23 protein-coding genes and 1 pseudogene are annotated in these 25,676 nt (G+C 38.2%); 22 read left to right on the top strand and 2 right to left on the bottom strand.

Translation table 11 applies throughout. The features are described from left to right. From AB7942_RS22225 to AB7942_RS22210, 4 genes are all read left to right on the top strand, one after another. A complete protein-coding gene (locus tag AB7942_RS22225; protein ID WP_369448539.1) occupies window positions 1–846 on the top strand; it encodes a CheR family methyltransferase in 846 nt (281 codons plus the stop codon). Continuing rightward, the gene (locus AB7942_RS22220) at window positions 788–2,851 is read left to right on the top strand and encodes a PAS domain S-box protein (RefSeq protein WP_369448538.1); all 2,064 of its coding nucleotides are present in this window, start codon (window positions 788–790) and stop codon (window positions 2,849–2,851) included. Before AB7942_RS22225 ends, AB7942_RS22220 begins: the two co-directional genes overlap by 59 nt. 39 nt (window positions 2,852–2,890) lie before the next feature. Then, window positions 2,891–3,841 (top strand): sugar ABC transporter substrate-binding protein, encoded by a 951-nt coding sequence (locus tag AB7942_RS22215; RefSeq protein WP_369448537.1) that lies wholly within the window; start codon window positions 2,891–2,893, stop codon window positions 3,839–3,841. Between the two features lie 591 nt (window positions 3,842–4,432). Then, window positions 4,433–6,457, top strand: coding sequence for a glycoside hydrolase family 3 protein (locus tag AB7942_RS22210; protein ID WP_369448536.1), 2,025 nt, complete (start codon window positions 4,433–4,435; stop codon window positions 6,455–6,457). A gap of 142 nt (window positions 6,458–6,599) precedes the next feature. On the opposite strand, the gene AB7942_RS22205 is transcribed toward AB7942_RS22210, so the two are convergent. After that, entirely contained in the window at window positions 6,600–7,040 is a 441-nt protein-coding gene (locus AB7942_RS22205; RefSeq protein ID WP_335438169.1) for an Rrf2 family transcriptional regulator, read from the bottom strand. A gap of 233 nt (window positions 7,041–7,273) precedes the next feature. Between AB7942_RS22205 and AB7942_RS22200 the strand changes: the two genes are divergently transcribed. The 8 genes from AB7942_RS22200 to AB7942_RS22165 all read left to right on the top strand — a co-directional run bounded on the left by AB7942_RS22200 (window position 7,274) and on the right by AB7942_RS22165 (window position 16,080). Beyond that, window positions 7,274–8,146 (top strand): SDR family oxidoreductase, encoded by an 873-nt coding sequence (locus AB7942_RS22200; RefSeq protein ID WP_369448535.1) that lies wholly within the window; start codon window positions 7,274–7,276, stop codon window positions 8,144–8,146. A 571-nt stretch (window positions 8,147–8,717) separates the two neighbouring features. Then, entirely contained in the window at window positions 8,718–11,027 is a 2,310-nt protein-coding gene (gene helD, locus AB7942_RS22195; protein ID WP_369448534.1) for an RNA polymerase recycling motor HelD, read from the top strand. Between the two features lie 309 nt (window positions 11,028–11,336). Beyond that, window positions 11,337–11,663: a DUF3870 domain-containing protein gene (locus AB7942_RS22190; RefSeq protein ID WP_246869554.1), complete on the top strand. Its 327-nt coding sequence runs from the start codon at window positions 11,337–11,339 to the stop codon at window positions 11,661–11,663. Window positions 11,664–11,907: 244 nt separating this feature from the next. Then, the gene (locus AB7942_RS22185) at window positions 11,908–13,095 is read left to right on the top strand and encodes a CaiB/BaiF CoA transferase family protein (RefSeq protein ID WP_369448533.1); all 1,188 of its coding nucleotides are present in this window, start codon (window positions 11,908–11,910) and stop codon (window positions 13,093–13,095) included. A gap of 17 nt (window positions 13,096–13,112) precedes the next feature. Further along, window positions 13,113–14,321: an acyl-CoA dehydrogenase family protein gene (locus tag AB7942_RS22180; RefSeq protein WP_369448570.1), complete on the top strand. Its 1,209-nt coding sequence runs from the start codon at window positions 13,113–13,115 to the stop codon at window positions 14,319–14,321. A 204-nt stretch (window positions 14,322–14,525) separates the two neighbouring features. After that, complete coding sequence (locus AB7942_RS22175) at window positions 14,526–14,846, top strand: YbjQ family protein (RefSeq protein WP_088088275.1); 321 nt, start codon at window positions 14,526–14,528, stop codon at window positions 14,844–14,846. Then, on the top strand, window positions 14,846–15,082 hold the full coding sequence (locus tag AB7942_RS22170) for a hypothetical protein (RefSeq protein ID WP_098933259.1): 237 nt from the start codon (window positions 14,846–14,848) through the stop codon (window positions 15,080–15,082). Before AB7942_RS22175 ends, AB7942_RS22170 begins: the two co-directional genes overlap by 1 nt. A gap of 221 nt (window positions 15,083–15,303) precedes the next feature. Then, a complete protein-coding gene (locus AB7942_RS22165; protein ID WP_369448532.1) occupies window positions 15,304–16,080 on the top strand; it encodes an arylamine N-acetyltransferase family protein in 777 nt (258 codons plus the stop codon). 60 nt (window positions 16,081–16,140) lie between these two features. Here AB7942_RS22165 and lspA read toward each other — a convergent pair whose 3' ends face one another. Next, complete coding sequence (gene lspA, locus AB7942_RS22160) at window positions 16,141–16,578, bottom strand: signal peptidase II (protein WP_369448531.1); 438 nt, start codon at window positions 16,576–16,578, stop codon at window positions 16,141–16,143. Between the two features lie 481 nt (window positions 16,579–17,059). Here lspA and AB7942_RS22155 point away from each other — a divergent pair, with 481 nt between their 5' ends. The 10 genes and pseudogenes from AB7942_RS22155 (at window position 17,060) to AB7942_RS22110 (ending at window position 25,540) form a co-directional block, all read left to right on the top strand. After that, entirely contained in the window at window positions 17,060–18,091 is a 1,032-nt protein-coding gene (locus AB7942_RS22155) for a S66 family peptidase (RefSeq protein WP_369448530.1), read from the top strand. Between the two features lie 59 nt (window positions 18,092–18,150). After that, window positions 18,151–18,264 (top strand): annotated as a pseudogene (locus tag AB7942_RS22150) (DNA alkylation repair protein); the annotation flags it as partial. A 376-nt stretch (window positions 18,265–18,640) separates the two neighbouring features. Further along, window positions 18,641–19,000 carry a Na-translocating system protein MpsC family protein gene (locus AB7942_RS22145; protein WP_335438501.1) on the top strand — a complete coding sequence of 120 codons (360 nt, stop codon included), beginning with the start codon at window positions 18,641–18,643 and terminating at the stop codon, window positions 18,998–19,000. A gap of 176 nt (window positions 19,001–19,176) precedes the next feature. Next, the gene (locus tag AB7942_RS22140) at window positions 19,177–21,534 is read left to right on the top strand and encodes an FdhF/YdeP family oxidoreductase (RefSeq protein WP_335438502.1); all 2,358 of its coding nucleotides are present in this window, start codon (window positions 19,177–19,179) and stop codon (window positions 21,532–21,534) included. Between the two features lie 33 nt (window positions 21,535–21,567). After that, entirely contained in the window at window positions 21,568–22,389 is an 822-nt protein-coding gene (fdhD, locus tag AB7942_RS22135; protein ID WP_335438503.1) for a formate dehydrogenase accessory sulfurtransferase FdhD, read from the top strand. 731 nt (window positions 22,390–23,120) lie between these two features. Next, on the top strand, window positions 23,121–23,720 hold the full coding sequence (locus AB7942_RS22130; protein ID WP_335711662.1) for a DUF4386 family protein: 600 nt from the start codon (window positions 23,121–23,123) through the stop codon (window positions 23,718–23,720). Between the two features lie 213 nt (window positions 23,721–23,933). Further along, a complete protein-coding gene (locus AB7942_RS22125) occupies window positions 23,934–24,314 on the top strand; it encodes a winged helix-turn-helix domain-containing protein (protein WP_369448529.1) in 381 nt (126 codons plus the stop codon). Between the two features lie 75 nt (window positions 24,315–24,389). After that, window positions 24,390–24,704 (top strand): hypothetical protein, encoded by a 315-nt coding sequence (locus AB7942_RS22120; protein WP_369448528.1) that lies wholly within the window; start codon window positions 24,390–24,392, stop codon window positions 24,702–24,704. 42 nt (window positions 24,705–24,746) lie between these two features. Beyond that, the gene (locus AB7942_RS22115; protein WP_369448527.1) at window positions 24,747–25,187 is read left to right on the top strand and encodes a hypothetical protein; all 441 of its coding nucleotides are present in this window, start codon (window positions 24,747–24,749) and stop codon (window positions 25,185–25,187) included. Then, a complete protein-coding gene (locus AB7942_RS22110; RefSeq protein ID WP_369448569.1) occupies window positions 25,184–25,540 on the top strand; it encodes a DnaD domain protein in 357 nt (118 codons plus the stop codon). The genes AB7942_RS22115 and AB7942_RS22110 overlap by 4 nt, the downstream gene beginning before the upstream one ends. Window positions 25,541–25,676: the final 136 nt, after the last annotated feature.

Genomic DNA, 25,676 nt, shown 5'->3' with positions numbered 1-25,676 from the left:
TTGATAAAGACACCTGATATTCTACAGTCAGAAGAGATAGAAAGAATTGAAATAGAATTACTGCTAGAGGCCGTATTTCGTTATTATGGTTATGATTTTCGAAACTACGCCTTTCCGTTTATCCAAAGGAGAATTCGCCATCGTGTTTGTAAGGAGAATCTTACAAGTATTTCGGCTCTTCAAGAAAAGGTACTACGCGATTCAGTAGTCATGGGGGAATTGCTTTCTGAATTCTCGATTAATGTGACAGAGATGTTCCGGGATCCTTCATTCTTTAATTCATTCCGAACCAAGGTCATCCCTTTAGTAAGAGATTATCCTGAAATTCGAATTTGGCATGTTGGCTGCTCTTCAGGGGAAGAGGTCTATTCTATGTCTATTCTCTTACATGAAGAAGGGATTTACGATAAAACGAGAATGTTTGCCACCGATATAAACAAAGGTGTTCTAGAAAAGGCAAAGCAAGGTACCTTTCCATTAGATCGGATGCAGCTCTTTACCAAAAACTATATCGAGGCAGGTGGTAAGAGGGCCTTTTCAGAATACTATAAGGCAGTGGATGATAAGGTTTTTTTCCATCCCTTTTTGCAAAAAAATGTTGTGTTTGCCCAGCATGATTTAGTAACGGATCAATCATTTAACGAGTTTGATATCATTATATGCCGAAATGTATTTATCTATTTTAATAAGGATCTTCAAAATCATGTCCATACGTTATTATATAATAGCCTAAGCCCTTCAGGTTTTCTTGGGTTGGGTAAAAGAGAGGGGATAAAATTTACTAGTTATGAACACTGTTACGGAGAATTTGACGCATCAGAAAAACTCTATCGAAAAGTTAAATAGTCCCCATTCCAAAAAGGTAAATATTTTAATGGTGGACGATCATCCCGAAAATCTATTAGCATTGAAAGCTGTACTTACTTCTCCCAATTATCACTTAGTAAGTGCGAATTCAGGAAAAGAAGCGTTAAAATGTATGTTAAAACAAGATTTTGCTGTAATTTTACTGGACGTACAGATGCCTGGTCTAAATGGATTTGAAACGGCGAAGCTTATAAAGGCTCGAGAAAAAACAAGACACATCCCGATCATTTTTATCACAGCCATAAGTCAAGATATGGAACATGTGCATCAAGGGTATGCAGTAGGGGCCATTGATTATATTTTTAAACCCTTTAATCCAAAAACATTGAAGCAGAAAATCGAACAATTTGTTAAGATATATCAAAATCACAATGAAAATATCATTCAATCCGATCGAGAACGTAAGGTTGAACTGAATAAAGTGAATAAAAAGTTAGATAGAACAACGTTAAATTTACGGCGGACAGAGGCATTATCCAAAGTTATTGGTGAAACCATTGTCGACACGATCCTTACGTTTGACGATCAATGTTCTATTCTATCAGTGAATCCAGCTATAAAAAGTATGTTTGGTTACAAGGCTGAGGAATTAATCGGTAAACATGTGGTAATGCTTTTTCTAAAATGGATGGGTAACGACGTCCAGGATTCTTCGTTTTCATTCTTTTCCTCAATCAAGCAATCTGTCGGAAAGGTGATAGAATCGGTCGCTATTCGGAAAGATGAAAGTCACTTTCATGCGGACATTCTAATTGGTGAAACCACAGTTGAAAATCAACAGCTTTTTGTTTGTTCGATTCGAGACGTTACAGAAAGAAAGCAGATAGAAGAAATTAAAAAACTCCAATTCAATAATATGGAACAAATAGTTGAAGAACGCACACTAGAACTGATAAGGGCTAACGAGAAACTACAAAAAGAGATAGAGGAACGAGAAAGAATCGCCAATCATCTCTACCGTTCCCAAGAAAGATTTCGTAAAATTTTTGAATCTAGTCCCTGCCTAATGGCGATTTTTTCGCAGAAGAACTTAACCTTTATTGAAGTAAATACTAGTTGGATAAAATTTACTGGTTATAGCCAAGATGAGTTGGAAAAACACAAAATAAATTTGAAGAATTTTGTCGATGAATCAACGGGGAAACCTATTAATCTTGATCGGAAAATTCGTAATAAGAAAATTAGATATAAAACGAAAAACGGAGATATTCGAGACGGATTATTATCGACTGAAATGATTGATATCGATCCAGAACCATGTACGCTAATTGTTTTAACAGATATTACCGATACCGTTCACCTGGAGAAGGAGATGTCACGATTAGATCGGTTGAATTTAATCGGTGAGATGGCAGCAGGAATTGCCCATGAAATTAGAAATCCGATGACAACTGTTCAAGGGTTTTTACAATTATCAAGGAATAACAGCGCTAATTTATCAGCAGAGATTATTGATTTGATGTTAGATGAATTACGTAGGGCGAACGCGATTATTACTGAATTTCTTAATTTAGCCAAAAACAAGGTCAGTGTGAAGAAAAAGCAAAACTTAAATACGATACTAGAAGCATTATCTCCCCTAATTCAAGCGGAGGCTTTTCGGTCAAATAAACAAGTTAACCTTGATTTAAATAAGTGTCCGGATATTTATATCGATCAAAAAGAAATCCGTCAGCTAATCTTAAATATCACCCTTAATGGACTCGATGCCATGTCGTCGAATGGAAAACTTACGATAAAAACATATACAAAAAACCAAGCCGTCATTTTAGAAATAAAAGATCAGGGTCACGGCATCAGCCCGGACGTTCTACAAAAATTAGGAACACCTTTCTTTACAACGAAGGAAACGGGAACAGGATTAGGTTTGGCTATTTGCTACAGTGTAGCAAAACGACACCACGCTGAAATTGATATAACAACGGGGGATGATGGGACCATTTTCTCGATTTGCTTTCAATTAAATCCCATTCTTAATAACTGATCGTTACTATTCTTAAAATAAGAGAGAGGGGAGGATGTATTGTTAAAAAATAGAAAACTAGTTTATTTTGTAGGAGCGGTTATTTCTGTCATCATTATAAGTTTTATTTCTAATTCATTTGTAGATGAAAAACCGAAAGTGGTCGTTGTTTTAAAAAGTTTAGACATACAATATTGGCAAATTATTAAAGCAGGCGCTGAAAAAGGGTTCAGAGATTTTGGCATCGATGGGAAGGTTATCGCACCAAGTAATGGATCTGCTGAAGAACAAAGTAGATTATTAGAGAAGACCTATCAAGAAAATCCCGATGTATTAATTGTCGCACCGACGGATTCAACGGTTATTCCTATATTGGAAAAGTTTACGGAAACCAAAAAAATTCCTGTATTACTAGTAGATAACGATTTTCCAATGAAAAATAAAACTTCTTATATCGGTACCGATAACGTGGATTTAGGAAAAAAAGCAGGTTCACTTTTAGCCTCGCAGCTTCAACCTGGAAATAAAGTGGCCATTATCGGTGGTGATTTGTCCATTTCAGTATTTAAGGAACGGGTAAATGGCGCTAAAATGGCTTTAAAAGATGCGGGGATCATCTTGGCGGCTGAAAAAGTAGGGATATCGGATGATCCCAAAACAGTAAAAAAAGAAATGACAAAGATATTGCACGATCATCCGGATATTAAGGGAGTCTTTGCCACACATGACACTTCTGCTTTACTTGTATTAAAGGTATTGGAGGAACAAGGTGTTACGATACCAGTTATAGGAGCGGATGGAATTCCTGATATGCTGAAGTTAATCAAGGATGGAACAATATCAAGTACAGTAGCACAAAACCCTTATGACATGGGATATTTAAGCGTTGAAACAGCATTGAAAGTAACAAAGGGAGAAAATGTTGAAAAAGTCGTTGATACGGGTGTAGATATCATTATTAAAGAGAATGCAAAACAGAGACTAGACTTCCTGAATAAATTGTTAAAATGAATAGTAGGTAACGAATAAATGAGTGTCAGGCACCAACCAGATAATTGGATGGTGCCTGACACTTTTTTTGATGTTTTCGAAAGAGTAATAATTTCTTGTTCCTGACCAGGTCCTTTTAATTCCTTATTGGAAGAGGAAAAGAAATGGCTTACTAGTTTTTTTAGCAATGATGCAAGTGAACATTGGGAAGAAAACCATTTCATAAAGCCCGTTTCAGAGATAAATAAGAGGAAAAGGGCATTATAAACCGTCCATAAGGCCCGTTAAAGTGATTAATAGTCATAGAAGGTCGTTATAAACCGTCCATAAGGCCCGTTACAGTGATTAATAGTCATAAAAGGTCGTTATAAAAAAGCCCGTGTGTCACCGGAATTTAACTATGAAGATAAAAAATAAAAATATCACAAAAAAACCTAAAATTAATACAACGGTTAATTGTCTTAATTTTCGTATAATTTAATTGTCCCATTTTGTATCCGGTTACAAATATTGAACGTCAAGCTTTTGGGGGCAAAGGAGGGAAAATATAGATATTTTTATGCAAACGCTTTTATGATTCACTCTCAACAAAATTTCAAGGGGGTAGCAAAATTGTCAAAAAAATCGAAACGGTTAAGAAAAATGGTTATGTCTTCTCTTATCACAAGTGTGGCTGCTGCCACGATTGCCGGCGGGGCATTTGCCTCACCACCGGATCACTCAAATGCTGGTGGGAAAAAGGCGCCATCGGTTGAAGCTCATGTTAAGCCCACTATTAAGATTGGTCAACGCCTATTCAAAGATCTCAATGCTAACGGCAAGCTTGATCCTTACGAGGACTGGCGCTTGTCCACCGAAAAGCGTGTAGCCGATCTCCTGCCGCGAATGAGCATGGAGGAGAAAGCAGGCATCATGCAAATCACATCACTTAGCACTACCGCCATCAAGGATTACATCAATAACCGCCACATTCGCTACCTTATCATCCGAGATAATCCTTCAGCTGCAGCACTAGCTGAACGAGCGAACCAATATCAGGAGATTGCCGAGGCCTCACCGCTGGGTATCCCGATCGTTTTCACCTCTAACCCGAGGAATAATATAAATGAACAGAACGAGTTCGGCATCAGCGAGGCCTCCGGTCAATTCTCCACCTGGCCTGGAACCCTGGGTCTTGCGGCAACGCGTGACCTCAGCCTCATTCGCGACTTCGCCGAAATTGCCAGTGACGAATGGCGCGCAGCCGGCATCCAGAAGAACTACGGCTACCAGATTGAAACCGCGACTGAACCGCGCTGGCGCCGCATCTCCGGCACCTTCGGGGAAGACCCAACGTTGAATGCAAAAATTGCCAAAGAACTCGTCCTTGGTTTCCAAGGTGAGGAGCTTAGCAGCAAGTCTGTCGCCCAGACCGTTAAGCACTTCCCTGGTGACGGAGCTGTCGTCCGAGGTCTCGACCCGCACAATGAGCCCGGTCAGTTTGCGACCTATCCAACGCCTGGCAGCCTTTACAAATACCAGCTTCCGCCGTTCCAAGCTGCCATCGATGCTGGAGTGAGCTCGGTTATGTCCTACTACAATGTCCCTAAAAATGAGGGCAGCGCTGCACAGCTTCCACGTGAGCTTTGGCAATCGGAGACACAGCAGTTCGAAGAGGTAGCCGGTGCATACAACAAGACTCTCCTCACTGACCTGCTCCGTGACAGTATGGGCTTTAAAGGATACGTCAACAGCGATAGCGGTGTGCTGACCAACCGCGACTGGGGCGTGCATAACCTAACAATCGAGCAGAAGTTTGCGAAGGCAATCGATGCAGGAACTAATATTTTCTCTGACAACAACGACCCAAGCGGCCTTATCTCTGCAGTAAATAAAGGCTTAATTAAAGAGAAGGACCTTGATCCTTCAGTGTCCCAGCTGCTTACTGAAATATTCAACCTCGGACTTTTCGAGGACCCATATACGGATCCGACAGAAGCTCAGGCCATTGCCAGCTCAGAAAAATCCCAGGCCAGAGCAGACGAAGCGCATCTTAAGTCCGTAACGCTTCTACGCAATAATCAAGGAATGCTGCCGCTGACTGATGAAAAAATCGCACATACAAAGCTATACGTAGAAGTGTTTAGCGGTTCTAACAGTGCCAGTCGTACAGAGGCAATGAAGAAGATGATTGCGAAGGAAGACCCAACAGTAACGATCGTTGATACACTTGGTGAAGCAACTGCCGCTGTTGTTTGGCTGCGTCCAAGTCCATACGAGTTCCCTGACAATTCTACTGTAGATATTAAACTAGGCACAAACACCGGAATTGACGTTGCAAAAGTTAAACAAATCGAAGAAAAAGTCCCAACTACCCTGGTTATTAACATGACCAATCCATGGGTTATCGATGAGGTAGAGCCTGCCGCTGCGTCAGTCGTGGCTACTTACAGCGTCAAGGCTGAAGCACTTCTTGATGTCCTTCGCGGACGCTTCAACCCAACAGGTAAGCTGCCAATCACGATCCCAGCCAATCAAGAGGCTGTAGAAATGAACGCGTCTGATGTCCCAGGCTACGCCGAAAAGTTTGACTATACTTACACAAATGCAGCGGGTGACGACTACACCTTCGGCTTTGGTCTCAGCTATAAAAAGTAAGAGTATCTTGCCGGTCATACTACCTTACGACTAAGGGTTTCATCTAGGTTATATCTGAAAACTATTACCTTTAGTTAAAAATCAGTTTTATGCAAATTGAGAGCCGAGGAGTACGGTATCCTCGGCTTTCTCTATTGTATTTTTACATTCTATTAACTTTCTCTTTTTTAGTAATATCCCTGACTACATCCTCAATGGTTACATTTCCGAGAGCTTTCTCCAATGCCGTCTCGGCAATTGAAAACAGTGGACCAATTGTATTTTGAATATTTCTTCCAACGGGACAATTAGGATTGGGATTTTCATGTATGCTAAACAATTCTTTCTCCTGGACAACATTAACTGCTTTATAAACATCCAACAAGGTAATAGTAGATAGATCCTTTGCCAGTTCAGCGCCAGCAATACCAGGTCGTACATTTACTAATCCTGCTTTTTTTAACATGCCCATTATTTTTCTGATCACGGCTGGATTTGTATTGACACTTCCCGCAATATACTCTGATGAGTTTACCCCACCATTATTAACCTCAAGAAGTGTTAATATATGAATTCCAACTGCAAAACGGCTGCTAACCGACATCTTTACTCACCTTCTCTATTGTCTCTACACTTTAATATCTCCATATTATTATAATGTAATCAATTTGATTACAAGTGTATTATACCAAAATTACGAAGAAAATATATAAATGGTTTTTTACGTTGACAAAAGATCAGCATGTTATTAAAATGATTACAGGTAATCAAATCGATTACAAGTTAAAGTCATTAATAAAAATAATTTTAACAATAAAACAATTGGAGGAATATCAAATGAAAATATTAGTAACAGGTGCAACAGGAAAATTGGGATCAAAAGTAGTGGATACCTTATTAAAAACTGTACCAGCGAATCAATTGGCTGTCAGTGTACGTAATCCTGAGAAAGCAGAAGGATTACGAGCTCGTGGAGTAGAAGTTCGCAAAGGAGATTTTGACCTTCCAGAAACATTAGATACTGCTTTTGCAGGGATTGATCGTTTATTAATTATTTCTGCGGATGGTGACAATGAAACAAGAATTCGTCAGCATACAGATGCAGTCGCAGCAGCTGAACGGGCTGGAGTGAAATTTATCGCTTATACAAGTTTGGCTAATGCAACAGAAAGCACAAATTTAATGGCACCGCCTCATGTTGCGACAGAAGCAGCAATCATTAAAACAGGGATTCCATTTACTTTCTTGCGTAACAATTGGTATTTGGAAAACGAAAGTGGGAGCATTCAAGGGGCTTTGGCAGGTGCTCCATGGGTAACTTCAGCTGGAACAGGCAAAGTAGGCTGGGCACTACAACAAGATTATGCAGATGCAGCAGCAGCCGTGCTTGTCGGAAACGGTCACGAAAATAAGGTTTATGAACTTTCTGCGCCTCTATTAACTCAAGAAGAATTAGCATCTGCTCTTGGAGTTGTATTGGGTAAAGAAATACCTGTACAACAAGTCACTGACGAGACTTATGCCGAAATCATGAAAGGTCTAGGTTTACCGGATTTTGTCATTCCGATTGTAGTTGGAATTCAAGAGAGTATTCGAAATGGTTCATTAGCAGTTGAAAGTAATGATTTTGAAAAGGTTCTCGGTCGTCCAATTACGCCAATCAACGAGGCATTAACCCAAATAGTTAACCAAATTTCTCAAACAAAATAAATTCCTTTAAAAACCGACCTTTCTGAATGAATCAGAGGTCGGTTATTTTTAGAGGAAGGAATAATTCAAGCAACCGTAAAATATTTATATAAAAAAACAAGAGTAGGTTAGTCCATTAAGTGTCCCTGTAGAGCTTCTAGAAGGGAGCCAATTCTTTGAATCGAAATCGAAATAAAAATGTACAGTTAACTATTTTTTTGCTTTTTTGCTTACTGGTCATTCTTATTATTCATGCGATTCTCCATATTAGAATTTATTTTGTATACAGTACAGGTATTGGTCCTATTTTCTTAATAGGATTGATTATTTTCCTAATAGCTTTACTATTTTTCAAAGGTTAAAAACAAGGGAAGATAAAATCTGCACGTGTATTGTGTCTGCGTCAATAAATGTCGGCAAGAAAATCGACTAGTATATTCACCGTTTAACAATAAAAAGTTTGTATTAACACTTGTAAAATGGTAAAATATAGCTCCATTGTTAAGAAAAGCATCTACAAAAAAATTGTAGATGTTTCTTTTTGTCCCAGTTCCCGTTGTATAACTCATATTGAGAGGTGACGGATAAGAGAATGAGCTCGAAAAAACAAATATCAGTTCGTAATCATAAAGATTATCAAACAGAAGTGGAACGCCTAGAGTTTACTAAGGAATATATTAAAAGCGTTCTGGAAATATCGAAGGGAAATAAAGAACAGTTTGTAGAGAATTTGAAAGAAGCCTTTGCTGAACTAGATACGTCAGACAGTAGTTTAAGCTACATGAACCTTTTAACGAATGCTCAATACTTAGAATTGGCCGAAAGTGAATTGGAACGGTTAGCAAGCGTCATCGGGAAACCGTATTTCTCGAGAATCAATTTTACAAGCAGTGGTGACACCAAAGAAGAGATTTTATATATTGGGAAAGCCTCACTGTTTGACCGTGTGAATCAGATTCCGATTATTGTCGATTGGCGATCACCGATTGCAAATGTTTACTATGATGGCCGGTTAGGAAATGTGACTTATGATGCCTACGGAGAAACGCAAAGTGGCTATTTATCTTTAAAGCGGCAGTATGAAATCGAAAATGGACTATTAAAAGAGATTCGAGATATCGATTTAACCACACATGATGAACTATTGCAGAAATCCTTATCAGGAAAAGCGGATAATCGCTTAACAGAAATTGTCGCGACCATCCAAAATGAGCAAAATGAAGTCATTCGAGCTTCACTTAAACACCCCATAATCGTTCAAGGAGCGGCTGGAAGTGGAAAAACAACCATTGCTCTCCATCGAATTTCCTACTTTCTCTACTCTTCTGGATATCGATTTCCTCCAGAAAAATTGATGATCCTTGCACCTAATAAATTGTTTATCGATTATATTTCCGCCGTTCTACCTGATCTAGGGGTAAACAAAATTAAACAAACCACCTATATAGAGTTTATGAGAAATTGTTTGGGGAAGAAATTAACATTAATATCTCCTAATTCAAAATTAATGGCGCTTATTAACGGAAACGAAAAATCAAAAAGGATACAATGGGTTTCTAGTTATAAAGGATCGCTGGATTTTAAGGAGTTAATTGACCACTATTTAAAAGAAATTGAGTTTAATTTAGCACCTTCCGAGGATTTTATGATTGAAAAATCACGACTAATGAGAGGTGGGAAACTCAAAAAACTATTTATCAATGAATTTCAATACTTACCTATCTATAAGAGATTAGATAAAATTAAAAATCTATTAGCAAATGATCTAAGAATAAAAAAATCGATGATTCTTTCAAAAATTAATACGAAATACGACGATGCATTAGAAAAGCTCCTTTTTAGCAGCAGGCTGGATTCAGAAAAAAGAACGGAAAAAGTAGTCAGCTTCATGGATTCGAAAGAAAAAAGATTAAGTATGGTGGAAAAAGAATCGAAGGTAGCGATAAAAAATTATATGGCACCTTTTGTTAAAAAAGATATTTTTACCTTATATAAGGAACTAATGACGTCGCCTGAACTGTTACAAAAATATTCTCGTACGCTTTCCGAGGTAGAATGCAAGAGGTTAAGTAACTATTGTCAAAGGATTTTTGCTAAAAAGGCGCTAGAGCTTGAGGATTTAGCTCCAATATTTTACATGAAATCAAAATTAGAAGGTATTGAAGAACCATATAAAATGAAAAGTGTTTTCATTGATGAGGCACAGGACTATAGCTATTTCCAATTTGCCGCACTAAAAGAAGGCTTTGAAACAGAATTGTTTACGATCGTGGGAGATTTAGCCCAAGGGATTCATTCCTATCGAGGGTTAAACAGCTGGGAACCATTAGTAAACGACATTTTCCCAAATGCTAATTATCAAGCGTTACAAAAGAGTTATCGAACGACAGTCGAAATTATGCATTTAGCCAATGACATTCTTTCTATCATGGATAAAGACTTACCAAAAGTTGAACCAGTCATTCGACATGGGGACAAACCATGTTTTACGAAAATTGACCCTATCAATTTGGAACAGGTAAAAAAGATACTTGAACATGATATTGATTTACTCAAAGAGGAAGAACTTAACTCGATTGCTATTATTGGAAGGACAGACAAAGAGTGCTTACGAATACATAAAATGCTGGAGAATAGCAATCTTCCAATTCAGTTATTAGAAGAAAAAGAAGATATGAAAAAGGGATGCGTTGTGATCCTACCTTCCTACCTTTCAAAAGGATTGGAATTTGATGCCGTACTGATTCTTACCATGGAAGAATCGTACAGAGAAGAAGAGTTAGACATCAAATTATTGTATGTAGCCATGACCAGACCGATGCATAGGTTGTATTTATATGCGAGTGCGCCATCGGAATTATTATTAAATAGAGCTGCATCCGTCCATTTTGATACGACATGAAATAATAAAGTGCCAGACACCATTTGAACCGGTGCCTGGCACTTTATTTTAAAAGGTGGATTTATTTCTTGAAACGGTTCTACATGAAAAAAGATACAAATTGTTCTGACTCTTTTATCTTTCTTGAAATAACACAACAGGATTATTGAATTAATTGGAGAATACATTAACAAGACTTAAAGTTTTCCACCATCAATCATCTTTGGAAAATTGGTAGTCAGGCGTATTTCTTCAGAAACAAAATTAATAGAGCCAATGTAGGTCATGTAATAAACGTAAATCATTTTTTTAAAAGTGAGGTAGATTCAAATGATGAATGGAAAAACTCTGTTTATTGCCGGGCATGCAAAGTTACCCCAAGGGATGGCAGCGAAAAGTGTATTTGAAACATTGACGATTACAGCAGAAATCGATAGAAAATATGGAGTCATTCTCGAGGCCTCCTGTACATTGGCTACTGAACATGCCCGTGGATTTGTTGGCCAGGTGTTAAGGGGGATGAGTTTAAACGACGGAATTGATGACGCAATTGCTGCACTTCAAATGTATTATCGTGGTAAGGCAGCCAATGCATTGGTGGCGGCGTTAAAAGATCTAGATCTCCATTATCAGCAAATAAAATCTACAGAAAAGTAATTGTTGAAAAATTCAAAATATTGGTATATAGTTAGAATAAGAACTGGGTGACAGCAAAAACCTTGCTGCATGACCAGATGGATCGTAATAAAAATGATGATATTAAATTGACTATATTCACTTGATCTTCCTTTGCAGGAAGACGAGCTATGAGTAGGAGTCAGTAAAGCAATCAATGGAATTTTTCATTGTTTGCTTTGCTGGCTCCTTTTTGTTTTATTAGTAGTCGGAAAGAGGTGATTTTGTGAGAGGGGCACTTGATGGAATCCGAATTTTGGATGTTTCTCGGGTACTGGCAGGACCATTTTGTTCTATGATTCTCGGTGACCTGGGAGCAGAAGTGATCAAGATTGAACACTATGCATCAGGCGACGAAACGAGGGGCTGGGGGCCGCCTTTTGTCAATGGAGAAAGTGCGTATTATTTATGTGCCAATCGGAATAAACAAAGTATGACACTTAATCTTAAATCAGAAGAAGGAAAAAAGATCTTTTCCAAACTGGCTTATACTAGCGATGTCATGATTCAAAACTTTAAATCTGGAACACTTGAAAAAATGGGATTAGGCTATTCGCAGTTAAAAGCAATAAACCCCGGACTGATATTGGCTTCCATCACAGGTTTTGGGTCAACGGGTCCCTATAAGGATTTGCCAGGCTATGATTATATCATTCAAGCAATGAGTGGACTGATGAGTATAACTGGCGAACCTGAAGGAACTCCAGTAAAAGTTGGTGTGGCGATCGCAGATGTGTTAACAGGACTATATACCTGTATCGGGATATTAGGGGCTTTACAGCATCGGAACCAGACCGGGGAAGGGCAGGAAATTGATATTTCACTGATGGATTGCCAGATTTCTTCATTAATTAATGTGGCAAGTAATTATTTATGCAGCGGTGTGATTCCAAAACGACTGGGCAATCGGCACCCAAATATTTCACCGTATCAGGTGTTTAATACCATGGACGGTGAACTTGTCATTGCCGTAGGAAATGATGAGCAGTTTAAGCGATTTGCTGCTGTCTTGGGTAGACCTGAATTAGCGGAAATGGAAGAATTTATTCATAATGAACAGCGATTAAAAAATAACGATAAACTAGGAGCTATTTGTGAAGAACTGCTTTCAAAAAAGCCGAAAAAAGAGTGGAAAGAACGATTAGATGCTGTTGGGGTTCCGAATGGCCCAATCAACACCATCGCTGAAATGTTTGAAGATCCACAAATAAAGGCTAGAGAGATGATTGTCGAAATGGAACATCCATTAATTGATCATCTTCGATTAACTGGCTCACCGTTGAAGTTATCGGCAACACCAGTAACCATGAGGCGCCATCCTCCACTGTTTGGCGAACACACTGAATCACTATTAGAGAGCATTGGATACAATTCCGAAGAAATTTCGAGATTAAAACAAAATAAAATTATTTAAGGAGGAAATTTTAAATGATGAACTTTGAACTAACAGATGAGCAACAAAGTGTAAAGGAAATGGTTAGAAAATTTGTTGATAAGGAAATCATTCCAAATATTCAGGAGTGGGACCGCCAAGGTTATTTTGAACCGGCTATTTTGAAAAAATTGGCGGATTTGCAAGTAATGGGTGTCTGTATCCCTGAAGAGTATGGCGGGGCCGGCATGGATTATAATACACTTGCGATAGTATGTGAGGAATTGGAACGAGGAGATACTGCCTATCGTACAGCCGTTTCTGTTCATACTGGACTAAATTGCATGACGCTCATGCAATGGGGAACAGAGGAACAAAAACAAAAGTATTTAGTCCCCCAAGCACAAGGTCGTAAAATTGGTGCTTTCGGATTGACAGAGCCGAATGCGGGATCTGACGTTGCAGCGATGAATACAACAGCTACTAGGCATGGAGATTACTATATTTTGAATGGGTCTAAAACATGGATTTCTCTTTGTGATGTTGCTGATCATTTCTTGATTTTTGCCAAGACAGATCATGATTTAGGGCATAAAGGAATGACTGCATTTATTGTAGAACGTAGTTTTGAAGGGGTAGAAACGAAGGCGATCAAGGGTAAGTTGGGTATTCGTGCTGGAAATACTGGAGAAGTATTTTTAACAGATGTAAAAGTTCCTGTTGTGAACAGATTAGGTGAAGTAGGGGAAGGGTTTAAAATTGCCATGTCTGCACTAGATAATGGCCGATTTACAGTTGCTGCAGGAGCAGTAGGTTTAATAGAAGCAAGTCTTGAAGCTAGCCTTAAGTATTGCCATGAACGGAAAGCATTTGGGAAAGAGATTGGAAAGCACCAGCTTGTACAGCAAATGATTGCAAAGATGAGCGCAAATCTTGAGATTTCAAGACTGCTGGTTTTTAAGGCAGGGTGGTTAAAGAATGAGGGTAAACGAAATACAAAGGAGACGTCTCTTGCTAAGTGGATTTCATGTAATGCGGCTTTTGATGCTGCAAATGATGCCGTTCAAATCCATGGGGCTTATGGTTATTCCGATGAATATCCAGTAGAGCGCTTTTTGCGGAATTCCAAAGCTCCAGTGATCTATGAGGGTACTAGGGAAATCCATACGATTATGCAAGGTGAGTACGCTTTAGGTTATAGGGAAGATAAGACTCTTCGTAAACAATTGCCTTCATGGCCTTTTGAACAAGTGAGCGTTACTAAATAGTTGGCCTTGAGGTCATGGAAGTTCATGTGAACGGTTCTTGACAGGTTGGAAGTTTACCTATTGGTCGATCCGGATCAAGTAATGGGAAAATATAATTGAATGGTGCCTGACACTTTTTAAATGGTATAATAAGGAATAATGGGTGCGCATTTACGAAGTAAAGGCTATTCATATATTTTACAATTGTTTGATGGGGGTGTTTGTATGCTAGTTGTTACAACAGAAAATATCCAAGGCTACAAGGTGGTCGAAGTAAAAGGACCTGTTTTTGGTTTAATTGTTAGAAGCCGGGGCTTGGGTGCGGATATTATGGCGAGCCTAAAAGGTTTGGTAGGTGGAGAAATTAAACAATATACCGTGATGCTGGAGGATTCGAGGAAAGAAGCCATGGACCGGATGATCAAGAATGCAAATGCGATGGGGGCCAATGCAATAGTTATGACTCGGTTCGACTCAGGGGAAGCTGGAAAAAATATGACTGAAATCTTTGCATATGGAACGGCAGTAGTAGTCGAGAAAATGTAATGAACGGACTTTGGATAATTATCACCTATTACGGTTTGCAAATCATCGCTGTTATTGTTTTTATTTTATTAGGTGTGTTTATTTATGACAAACGTTTCAAAGGTCGACAGGGTGAAAAAGTGCCCGCCGGATTTGAAAAAACAGATGAAATAAACATTGACCCAGTAACCAATGAAAAAATAAGAGTGTACTATAACCCCCTAACAGGGGAGCGTTTTTATAAAAAGGAAAAATGAAAATCTAAAAATGTAAAAAATGACTCAAATTGTCTATTAATTTGTGTCATTTTTTTTGTTAAAACACAGGTGATTTGGTAGCGTCAGGCACTTTCTAGATCATAAAGTCTTTGGAAGGGAAAAGAAACACTGGAATTTTGTACAGACGTTAATTAACTATTATAATAGTTTAAAAGGAATTTCAAAAAAATAAAGCAATAAAAGGATTTGGAGGGGTAGAAATGCAAAAGCTGACGTCATTATTTCATAACAGAATAGGCATGCCGATGAACCAAACAATTACCTTTGAAAAATTAGATGAGGTTCTTGAAAAAACAGCACAAAACATTCCGTTTGAAAATTTAACTATCATTGAAAACAAAACCCGTAAAATTACAAAGGAAAACTTAATGAACAAAATAGTGGAAAGAAATGAAGGCGGCCTTTGTTTCGAATTAAATCCGCTTTTCTATTTCTACCTATTAGAAAATGGGTTTAATGCAGTCTTAACAGACGGTGTTGTTTATAATCAAGCTGCCAACGAGTATCATCAATTTGGAAGGACGCATGTAACGGTTCTTATAAACCACGAGGGACAAACCTATTTAGTTGACACGGGTTTTGGTGGGAATTTACCGTTAAAACCAGTTCCAATATCCGGTGAGACCATCTCTTCGTATAATGGGGAGTTTCGGATTAAAAAAGTAAATCATCAATATGGGGACTATTGTTTAGAGATGAAATTAAAGCATAAAGATACAGATTGGAAAATGGGCTATGCATTTAATTCCAAGAAACCTATTGAAGATTTGGCGGATTTGAGTGAAATCCAAAGAATAATTACAGAACACCCAAAATCTCCATTTAACAAACAACCTTTAATCACCCGACTTACCCATAACGGAAATATCACCTTAACAAATACCACATTTACCCAATGGGCAGACGGAATTCTATCTAAAGTGACAATTGATAATGTAAAATTCAAAGAGCTGGCAAAACAACATTTTGGGCTTTAAAAACATATTGTCATTTTTGGGGGACGAAAGAGCATTTTCCCATGTGCTTTTCTAGAAAATCTAGTGCTTATTTTTCAACCAACTAACGGCTCCATAAATAATAAGCAGTACCCCCCCAATCTCGATGGCATGGTCGGCCAAGTTAAGAATTCCACCAGAGCGAATGATAAAATCTGTCACTTGCCCAAACAAAAGACGATCAATGCCATTTCCAATTGCTCCTCCGACTAGGAATCCCAAACTACTATCGATGAGAGCACCCTTCATTTTTCCGGATTTGCGAAAATATAAAACACCTATCAGGAACAACACAGCCACAACTCCGAAGAGCCGTGCATAGCCTTGAAATAAACCTCCTGCCATCCCACTATTTTCTATATGTGTGAGTTGAATTCCCCACAATGTAAATGTTTCATTGATGTCAATGTAGGCCCTAATTAAATATTTAGAAAGCTGGTCCATCACAATAACGAGGATTGCAATTAAGTAAAATAGCATATATAGTCCTTCTTTCTTGCAGAATCCTTTGCATTCTAATCTTCAGTATAATTGAAGGCTTATTTCTATTCTATTATGAAGCTCTAATACGTTTATTCGATATTGTAAAGTAGAACTGATGCGAAGTAGCAACAATCGAGATTGAGAACGGATCATTTAATTGATAGATAGATTCAATACCATTTTTATTTGACCACGGTATTAGCAAATGCCCAATATTATACTTACGGTGGTAAAATTGAAGGAATGAATACGCATCAAATTGATAGGATTTCCAATTATTGAATGGTGCCTGACACTTTTTTTGTTCTTTAAACATCGTAAATGTCAGATTTCTAAAAATATTATAGTATAGGACCATTATCAAATAACAGCAGGTAAATTTTTTAATCTTGTAGAAATTAAAGCTAGGTGAAATGTTCATCACCTACGAGGATGGTATATTCTTAGCTAATCAAATGCTACAAGGGTGGGAGTAAATATGTTAATAAAGCCAAAGAAATTGCTACCGGGAGATCGTGTTGTAACAGTAAGTCCGTCTTGGGGAGGTGCTGGTGATCCAGAACTTAGATGGCGGTATGAACAAGGTGTAAAGAGAATAGAAGAAGTTTTCGGACTGGAAGTTATCCCAATGTCGAATAGTTTAAAAGGGAGCGACTATCTTTATAAAAATCCACAAGCTCGTGCTGAAGATTTGATGACAGCATTTAAAGATGAAAGCATTAAAGGAATCTTTGCAAATATTGGCGGAGAAGATAGTATTCGTTTACTTCCATATATTGATTTTGATATTATACGTGAAAACCCGAAAATTTTTATGGGCTACTCAGATGTAACTGTTTCACATTTATTTTGTCATAAAGCAGGAATTTCTTCTTTTTATGGTCCGGCAATATTAACCGATTTTGCTGAAAACGTTGAGATGGATCCATATACGATTGACATGGTGAATCGAACGCTCTTTTCAAATGAGATGATTGGCGAAATTCAACCAGCCAAAGAATGGACGAGTGAACGTTTAGAATGGATAGAAGAGAATAAGAACCGCCGACGGACAATGCGACAAAATGTAGGTTACGAGATACTTCAAGGCTCAGGTGTAGCACGAGGACATTTGATTGGAGGCTGTATAGAGGTACTAGAGTTTGCCAAAGGAACAGTGCTTTGGCCTGAAAAGAAATATTGGAATGAAAGTATTCTTTTCTTTGAAACATCTGAAGAAAAGCCGGAACCAAATAATATTAAGTATTGGTTGCGAAATTATGCCATACAAGGAATTCTACAAAAAGCCAATGGAATCATTTTTGGTAAACCGCAAGACGAGAAATATTACGATGAATATAAAGTTGAAATTCAAAAAGTCATGAAGGAATTTAATTTGGAGGATTTGCCGATCCTATATAACTTGAATTTTGGTCATACCGAACCGAAATTTATATTGCCTTATGGAGCAATGGCGGAAATTAATTGTGATAAAAAGACTTTCACGATTTTAGAAAGTGGCGTGGAATAATGAATTGCTTGATAATAATTAGAATGCAGTGGGAATGATCACAAAGAAGGAAGTGGTAAACGATTCATGATTCTCCTGATCGAACGAAATCCGCGATGAATAATTTTATCTACACAGTCGCGATTTCATATTTACCGCTCTATGATAAGGCGTCGGAACGAGAACAAATGGTATTAAAAATTTTATCTATTGTGTTGATTTCACTGCCATGTTATGATTAAGTTGTCAAATGTGAACAATTTGTGAAATTTACGATTTTATTATAAAATATGAGTCTCTTTTTAATACGAAACAGCGAACCTGTTGATCGGTTAAGAGGTTTTTTAACTCATATGACAAGGGTAAAATATTATAACTGTTGGTGCTTAACAGCGAACCTGTTTTAGTAGAACCGTTGTAATGATTCAATTGGGATTCCGCCTTTTTTATGGAACCTATAAGGAATCTATTACAATGGTTTTTATTTTTGTTTCGTTTTATTGTATAATAATAGAATAAACATCATTAACATAGTGATAATATTGAGTAAAAACAAGTGAGTTGAGTTATGTGAATAAATATGAAGCAGAATTTAGTAACATTGTTCGCACGTATCGAAAACGTTTTATGGGTAAAGGCCCTAGTCAGGTTCGAACAACTTTTTGTAAGAACTGGGCAATTTGTGAATTAGAAGGTAATTTATCTCCTATTGAAAAATTTATTGCAACAGCCGAAGATGGGAAACAAATGTTACGATCTGCTCGTACTGAAATGGTAAAGGACATTTATAAAAAAAACTATCCTCAGGAAATGGAAGAGCTACTTGATGCAAGATTCATTCGTGTCTTTGTGGATATTGATATTGAAACCGACATGGGGATGTCGATCTTCGTGTTTGATCAAGATATTGAGGTAAAGTTTAGAACTTAAAGACTTAATATTAATTCCAATAAATACTTCTTTCAACTGCATAATGTTGGCACTTGACAGCGTACCTGTTAAAGACTAACCACCTAGATCTATTTGTCCTTTTTTACGGATGAATAAAGTCCTAGGTGGTTTTTTATTGGGATCATTGCAATTGACAAATAGAGGAGGAAATGAAAATGGGAAAAACTCAACATCCAGGACCACAAAAAAAGGCAATGTTACCTGCTCCTAAATACTGGGTTAGTCCAATTCCTTTTGGACTAGGAAAGATTAAGCCGCAGCATATCCGCGATACGATGAAAATCGCTTGGGATAATAAAGACAATATCGGCTATGCCACACGTATTATTACAAAAGGGGTATGTGACGGTTGTGCGCTCGGTGTCTCAGGGTTATATGACCAAACATTGGATGGACCGCACGTTTGCACCACACGTTTGAATGTGCTTCGGCTAAATACAATGCCTGCGATTAATCCTGAAATTCTTCATGCCGATATCGATGAACTTAAGAAATATGATAGCAGTGAACTTCGTAAGCTAGGCCGGATTCCATATCCAATGATTCGTCGCAAAGGGGAACGTAAATTTTCACGGATTACATGGGATGACGCAATGGATTTAATTGCAGATAAAATGAAAAAGTTGGATCCGAAACAATATTCATTTTATTTAACCGCTCGGGGGATTACAAACGAGAGCTATTATGTTGCAGCGAAAGTCGCACGCTTTCTTGGGTCCAATCACATTGATAACGCTTCCCGTATTTGCCATGCTCCAAGTAAAACAGCTTTAAAACGTTCCATTGGTGTGGGAGCTTCGACATCCAATTATTTAGATTGGATCGGAACAGATGTCTTATTGTTTTGGGGAAGTGTTGCTTCGAACTCATCACCTGTATCTTCGAAATATATGCTTGAAGCAAAGAAAAAAGGAACCAAAATCATTGTTGTTAATCCATACCGTGAACCAGCGATGGATAAGTATTGGATTCCTTCAAACCCTGAGTCTGCATTATTCGGTACAAAAATTGCCGATGACTTCTATCAAGTCAACATTGGCGGGGATATTGCCTTTATGCATGGAATCATGAAGCATTGGTTTGATATGGAGGATAAAGCATATGGGTCAGCGATTAACCATGAGTTCGTAGATGAACATGTAAACGGTTACGAGGAATTAAAGAAAAAAGTCCAAGAACAACCTTGGGAAGATATCATCGAGTCTTCAGGTGTTTCTAAAGAACGAATCATTGAATTAGCTGAGCTTTTAGCAAACAGCAAAAATGCGGTGTATGCATGGGCGCTGGGTCTGACCATGCACTCATTTGCAACTGACAATATCTCACAAGTAGCAAACCTTGCACTCCTTCGTGGACACTTAGGACGAAAGCACGCTGGTCTTATGCCGTTCCGTGGACACTCTAGTGTTCAAGGCAGTGGAGAAATGGGGGCAGACCCGTTTGTTTTACCTGGCGGAGGCTGGGATGAGAAAAATGTAGAGCGAGTAGAAAAACTTTGGGGATTTGACCTGCCAAAGTGGCAGGGTGATATCGTTGGCGTCACACTAGAAAACATTGTTCTTCCAGAAGATCATGAGCGGAAAGTGAAATTATATTACCTATCTGGTGGTAATTTCTTAGAAACGATGCCTGACCCAGATTTTATTGAACAAGCCTTATCCGAACTGGAGATTCGCGTTCATCAAGATATTATTTTAAACACATCGACCTTAGTCGATGCGAAAGAAGCAGTCATTGTGTTACCGGCGAAAACGCGTTATGAGCAAGAAGGAGGCGGCACGAGTACATCAACAGAACGGATGGTTTACTTCTCTCCGGAAATTACTGGTAACAAAAACATGATTGAAGAAGCACGTGCAGAATGGAAGATTTATCTGGACCTTGCTAAGCGTGTGAAACCAGAAACGTTTCATTTGGTCGATTTTGCTGACGGGCAGGCAATTCGTGAGGAAATTGCCAAAGCAAACCCTGATTACGACGGAATTCAGCATTTGAAAAAGCAAGGAGACGTTTTCCAGTGGGGGGGCGCTTGGTTATGTGAAGATGGAATTTGTCCAACTCCAGATGGGAGAGGTACCTTAATTCCGGTTGATATTCCGGATTTAAATAAAAAGCCAGAACAATTTATTATTACATCCCGCCGTGGTAAGCAGTTTAACTCGATGGTGTATAAAGAAGTAGATCCGTTAAACGGTGCTGGTCGATATGATGTATTAATGAGTCCTGTTGATGGGCAAAAATTAAGCATTGCTGAAGGCGAAGGAATTGTTGTTTATAACGGATTTGGCGTCTTCCAAGGTACGGCAAAATTTGTTGATATTGCGCAAGGAAATTTAGAAGTTCATTTCCCGGAGGGTAACTACTTACTGCCGCGCGGTCGGTATGAGAAATTTGCCGGCATTCCGGATTACAACATCACGGTTACTGTTGAAAAAGCAGAACGATATCATGCGCGTAAAGATACCCAATATCTAGAAAAGCCGATTGCTGAGCTTGAAACAGAAGTTGGTTAAGGGCAAGAATATCTATGGAAAGGGGCACCGCATATGTTAAAGGAAATCACTACTTCTCAAAACATTGTCAAGTATAATGGACATAACTTCATAGAGGAAGAGGATGATATTGCAGTCGAATCTGCCTTAACGATTATATTAGATGGAACTGAGTTTGCCACCATGGTTTGTACCCCTTCTGAACTGAAAGAATTGGTGGTCGGCTTCCTAGCTTCTGAGGGTGTGATTCGAGTCTACCAAGATATTCAATCGATCCATATTGATGAAGAAACGGGATTTGCTTATGTTGATCTTGTGAGTAAACATTCGCTCCAAAAAGATTTCCATTCGAAGAGATTCATTGGTTCTTGTTGTGGAAAAGGGCGGCAATTTTACTTTCATAACGACGTAAAGACAGCTAAAACAGTTATGACAAAATTGACGGTTACACCGGAACAATGCCGTGAGTTAATGAAGCAAATGCAAGAAAACTCTTCACATTTTCAACAAACCGGCGGGGTTCATAATGCAGCCCTTTGTACGAAGGATGGAATTGTGGCAGCACGAACGGATATCGGTCGACACAATGCCCTGGATAAACTTTTTGGCTATTGCATGATTAACCGAATACCACTTAAGGACAAAATCATTGCTTTCAGTGGCCGAATTTCATCCGAGGTGTTACTAAAAGCAGCCAAGATTGGAGTAGGAATTATTCTATCCAAATCTGCACCTACCAATCTTGCCCTAGATTTAGCAGAGGAACTCGGAATTACGGCGGTTGGCTTTATCCGAGCTAACGGATTTAATGTTTACACCCATCAGGAGCGCATTCAAGGTATCGAATATAATCGATCATCGTCATCTGTTTTATAAGGATTCAATCTTTTTTATAAAAGATAAAACACTCACAAATGTTGGAATATCAATATTTGTGAGTGTTTTTTTGTTAGGGGAAATAAGTAAAACTAATAGAAGATCAAGTTTAGATTACGGCTTTCTTTGCCATTTCCTAAATGATAAAATAAATATACAAAATATTTCACCGAGAAGATCCTTCACGGGAAATGTATGTCCTTCATACGAGCAGGGAAGAGCCAAATATTATCGAAAAAAAATGGGTAGGAGTAAGACGTTCATGAAAAAATTGATGATAGAAGACGGTTTGTTGCTTACTGATATGGAGTTAGGTTACCTAGGAACATATTGATTGTTTTAATAAATTAAACTTACTCCTATAAATGCATCCTTTTTCCTCACTATTTCAACCTCAGAAGTTTCTTCTACATGATAATTTTCAATCTTGTTTGATATTCAAAAATAGGTAATTATTTGTTTAGTTATGTCGTCATCGCTACAGATTATGTAAATTGGGCCGATGACCCCAAATGGGATTATTCTTTATATATCTTATAATTCATTAAGCGGAAAAATAAAAGTGTCAGGCACTTGATAACCATCCCGATCATTTACTTGAAAACACGTAGACTTTTTCCACTAATCCTTGTTCATGCTCTATCCGACATCATGTCTGCTCTGTCATTTTACTTTTTTCCCAATCCATTAAATCATCCTAGCTTAAAAAAAATAAAGGAGTGTAAAAGAATATGAATCAATCTATTCCTCGTATGGGGCGTATCACTGCAATTCTCTCTGGAATCCTTCTGGTGTTGGCTCATTCTTTAAACCTACTGGCAAGTGAACATGAAAGCATTTTTGGTACTTTTCTTATTTTTGCTGCCCATTTACTGCTCGTCTTTGCTTTTTTTGGCTTGTATTCCCTTCAAGAGGATAGAAACGGATTGCTGGGTCTTTTTGCTATGATTCTAGGAAACATAGGAAACATCATAGTAACAGCCATTGTTTTTGTGGAAATCGCACAGGCTTCAGGGGAAAAGGTTACCCATGTTTTTAGCACAGCATATACTGAGCCCATTTATACGATCGGACCGCTCCTGTTTGTATTAGGAATGATTTTGTTGGGAGTATCGATGATTAGAGGGAAGGTATTTCCTAAAATTACAGGGTATCTTTTATTGATCGGTACCATAGTGTTTGCTGCGGCCAGTGTTTCAGGCGACAGACAGAAGATTATTGAGGTCATTGGCGCTCTTTTCACAGGAGCGGGGTTTATCGTATCCGGATTAAAGTCCAATAAAGTAAAGAGACTCTCCGAATCAGAGGAAGGAAAAAATGTTACATTGTAGAAACACCCGAGCAAACGAATCAAACTATTGTGCAACCTTGCATTAGGCTATTCAAGAATGGGATATGTGCAAAAAGCGTTGCAACTTATTCAAGAAGCACAGAAATCAGATGGGTAAGGTGAACATTCCTGGTTCATACAATTGTATAAAGATAAGATGAAACTTAAACGGAAAGAGCCTATTCTTTTAAAAGAAATAGATGAGAATCGAACGATGTTCAAGAATCGGGATTTAGACCAACTTGTCGAGGAGGCAGAAAAAGGACAGTGTGTTGTTCTCAATTTGGCAGGTCCAGAGAAGCTTTTTTATGGAATAAAGGATACTATTCGGCTTGAGCCAAAACAAGCCAATCTGATTGGTTACTTGATTGAAAATAAAGGGATTTATTGTACAAAAAGCAGAATCGAAAATGCTGTTTGGAACGATCAAACCGTTAACCCCACTACCGTAAGACGGTATATATCAGCGATAAGAAAAAAACTTTCTCAGGCAATGGGACGAAACGATATAGATAAAAATATCTTAGAAACGACAGACTTGGGCGAATATGTTTGGAAAGCAGAGATCCCAGCAAAAGTCCTCCGAAATGGATAAAGAAGTCCGGTTACGACCATCGTAACCGGACTTTTGTATATTTAAGGAGCAGAAAGTTAAAGGAGGATGATAAGTATGAACTTATTGAAATTAGAAATGATGAATGCCACAGAAAGAATTGCAGAAGCACTGCAAATGAGAGGCTTATTTATTGAGGTTAAAGACGATTTTATTATTCTGTCAGACGAAAATACCCAGGAGGATATAACGAAAACAAAACAATTAATAAGCAGCCTTGGTATCCCAACTTTTTGGCTGGATAACCAATTTCAGGTGTTAGTAAACAGGTCTCCGATTGTTACGATGAAGAAGATCATGAACGCTCCCGGGCGAGAATTCCCTGTCCAGATAGAAGGCTATCATTTCCAGTGGAGATCCTTTGCTCAATGACGGTTTGGAATTAAGGTCAATGCCTTGGATATGGATGCAAACATGGCGATGCTAGTTAAATCATTAAACAAGGCGGGTATTACAACTCTTGCTGGCTGCCACGGCCATCACCGTTACGCGCCAAATGTCCAAATCTCTGGAGGATATCAAGGTGCCTGGTTCAAGGTGATTCAGGAGAAATACTTAAGTGAACTGACTCTTCATTATAAGTGGACGGTCCATTTCGAAAACCAATCTGGATCGTGTATGTGTGCAGAAGGAGCTGTACGCTGGGACATGAACTTGATTTATCAAGATACGGTGCAAATGGCAATGGTACTTCAAAAATATGCAAGGGAAATTCGAGAGTTGAAAAACGCTTCATTTAAAAGTAATAAAGAGATGAAGGAAGTAGCGAGCCATCTTTTGTTAGCAAGAAATTATGAAGGTCTTGTGGAATGGATGAATGCTAAAGTAGAAAATATATCCATAGCAGATAAATAGTAGATGTAAAAGAAATTATTGAGTTTTGGGACGACAATGGATTTGGTTTTTCGAACATGAATGCGAAAGAGCAGCTGTTAGTTTGGTTAGATGATTCTAGCTTTTTACAGCCGAAAGAGGTGATTTTAAAAGCGATGAATATTGCGTGTGCCAATAACAAGCGAAGGCTGAGCTATGTGGTGGGGATTCTGAGGAACTGGGAAAATGAATCTTTACTGACTGTAGCAGAAATTGATTCCCAACATGAGAACCAAAAGTCCGTACCAAAGCATAGGCAATCAACCGAATCATTTCCTGCTGGAAGAGCAATTCCAGGTCGATTTGTACTTGATCTTACGGCTGGTGAAGAGTGATGTGTTTTGCGAAGTTCTGCGATTGCAGTCATCAAGTTTCCTTCTTTTGCAAATAAAGACAATAAAAATATGTATTATGATATAAATATATTCTATTTATCCCTTATAATATCATTAATGAATAATGTTAATAAAA

The organism is Neobacillus sp. BF23-41 (genome assembly GCF_041106275.1).
The sequence above is the reverse complement of the archived record's forward strand: the minus strand, read 5'-3'. Positions and strand labels throughout refer to the sequence as shown.

Coding starts and splice junctions, on each gene's coding strand:
- AB7942_RS22200 (WP_369448535.1), top strand. CDS start 7,274: ATGAAAATATTAGTAACAGGTGCAACAGGAAAATTGGGATCAAAAGTA.
- AB7942_RS22130 (WP_335711662.1), top strand. CDS start 23,121: ATGAATCAATCTATTCCTCGTATGGGGCGTATCACTGCAATTCTCTCT.
- lspA (WP_369448531.1), bottom strand. CDS start 16,578: ATGCTATTTTACTTAATTGCAATCCTCGTTATTGTGATGGACCAGCTT.
- AB7942_RS22120 (WP_369448528.1), top strand. CDS start 24,390: ATGAACTTATTGAAATTAGAAATGATGAATGCCACAGAAAGAATTGCA.
- AB7942_RS22180 (WP_369448570.1), top strand. CDS start 13,113: ATGAACTTTGAACTAACAGATGAGCAACAAAGTGTAAAGGAAATGGTT.
- AB7942_RS22115 (WP_369448527.1), top strand. CDS start 24,747: ATGGCGATGCTAGTTAAATCATTAAACAAGGCGGGTATTACAACTCTT.
- AB7942_RS22175 (WP_088088275.1), top strand. CDS start 14,526: ATGCTAGTTGTTACAACAGAAAATATCCAAGGCTACAAGGTGGTCGAA.
- AB7942_RS22140 (WP_335438502.1), top strand. CDS start 19,177: ATGGGAAAAACTCAACATCCAGGACCACAAAAAAAGGCAATGTTACCT.
- AB7942_RS22190 (WP_246869554.1), top strand. CDS start 11,337: ATGATGAATGGAAAAACTCTGTTTATTGCCGGGCATGCAAAGTTACCC.
- AB7942_RS22155 (WP_369448530.1), top strand. CDS start 17,060: ATGTTAATAAAGCCAAAGAAATTGCTACCGGGAGATCGTGTTGTAACA.
- AB7942_RS22170 (WP_098933259.1), top strand. CDS start 14,846: ATGAACGGACTTTGGATAATTATCACCTATTACGGTTTGCAAATCATC.
- AB7942_RS22220 (WP_369448538.1), top strand. CDS start 788: ATGAACACTGTTACGGAGAATTTGACGCATCAGAAAAACTCTATCGAA.
- AB7942_RS22125 (WP_369448529.1), top strand. CDS start 23,934: ATGTTCAAGAATCGGGATTTAGACCAACTTGTCGAGGAGGCAGAAAAA.
- helD (WP_369448534.1), top strand. CDS start 8,718: ATGAGCTCGAAAAAACAAATATCAGTTCGTAATCATAAAGATTATCAA.
- AB7942_RS22205 (WP_335438169.1), bottom strand. CDS start 7,040: ATGTCGGTTAGCAGCCGTTTTGCAGTTGGAATTCATATATTAACACTT.
- AB7942_RS22165 (WP_369448532.1), top strand. CDS start 15,304: ATGCAAAAGCTGACGTCATTATTTCATAACAGAATAGGCATGCCGATG.
- fdhD (WP_335438503.1), top strand. CDS start 21,568: ATGTTAAAGGAAATCACTACTTCTCAAAACATTGTCAAGTATAATGGA.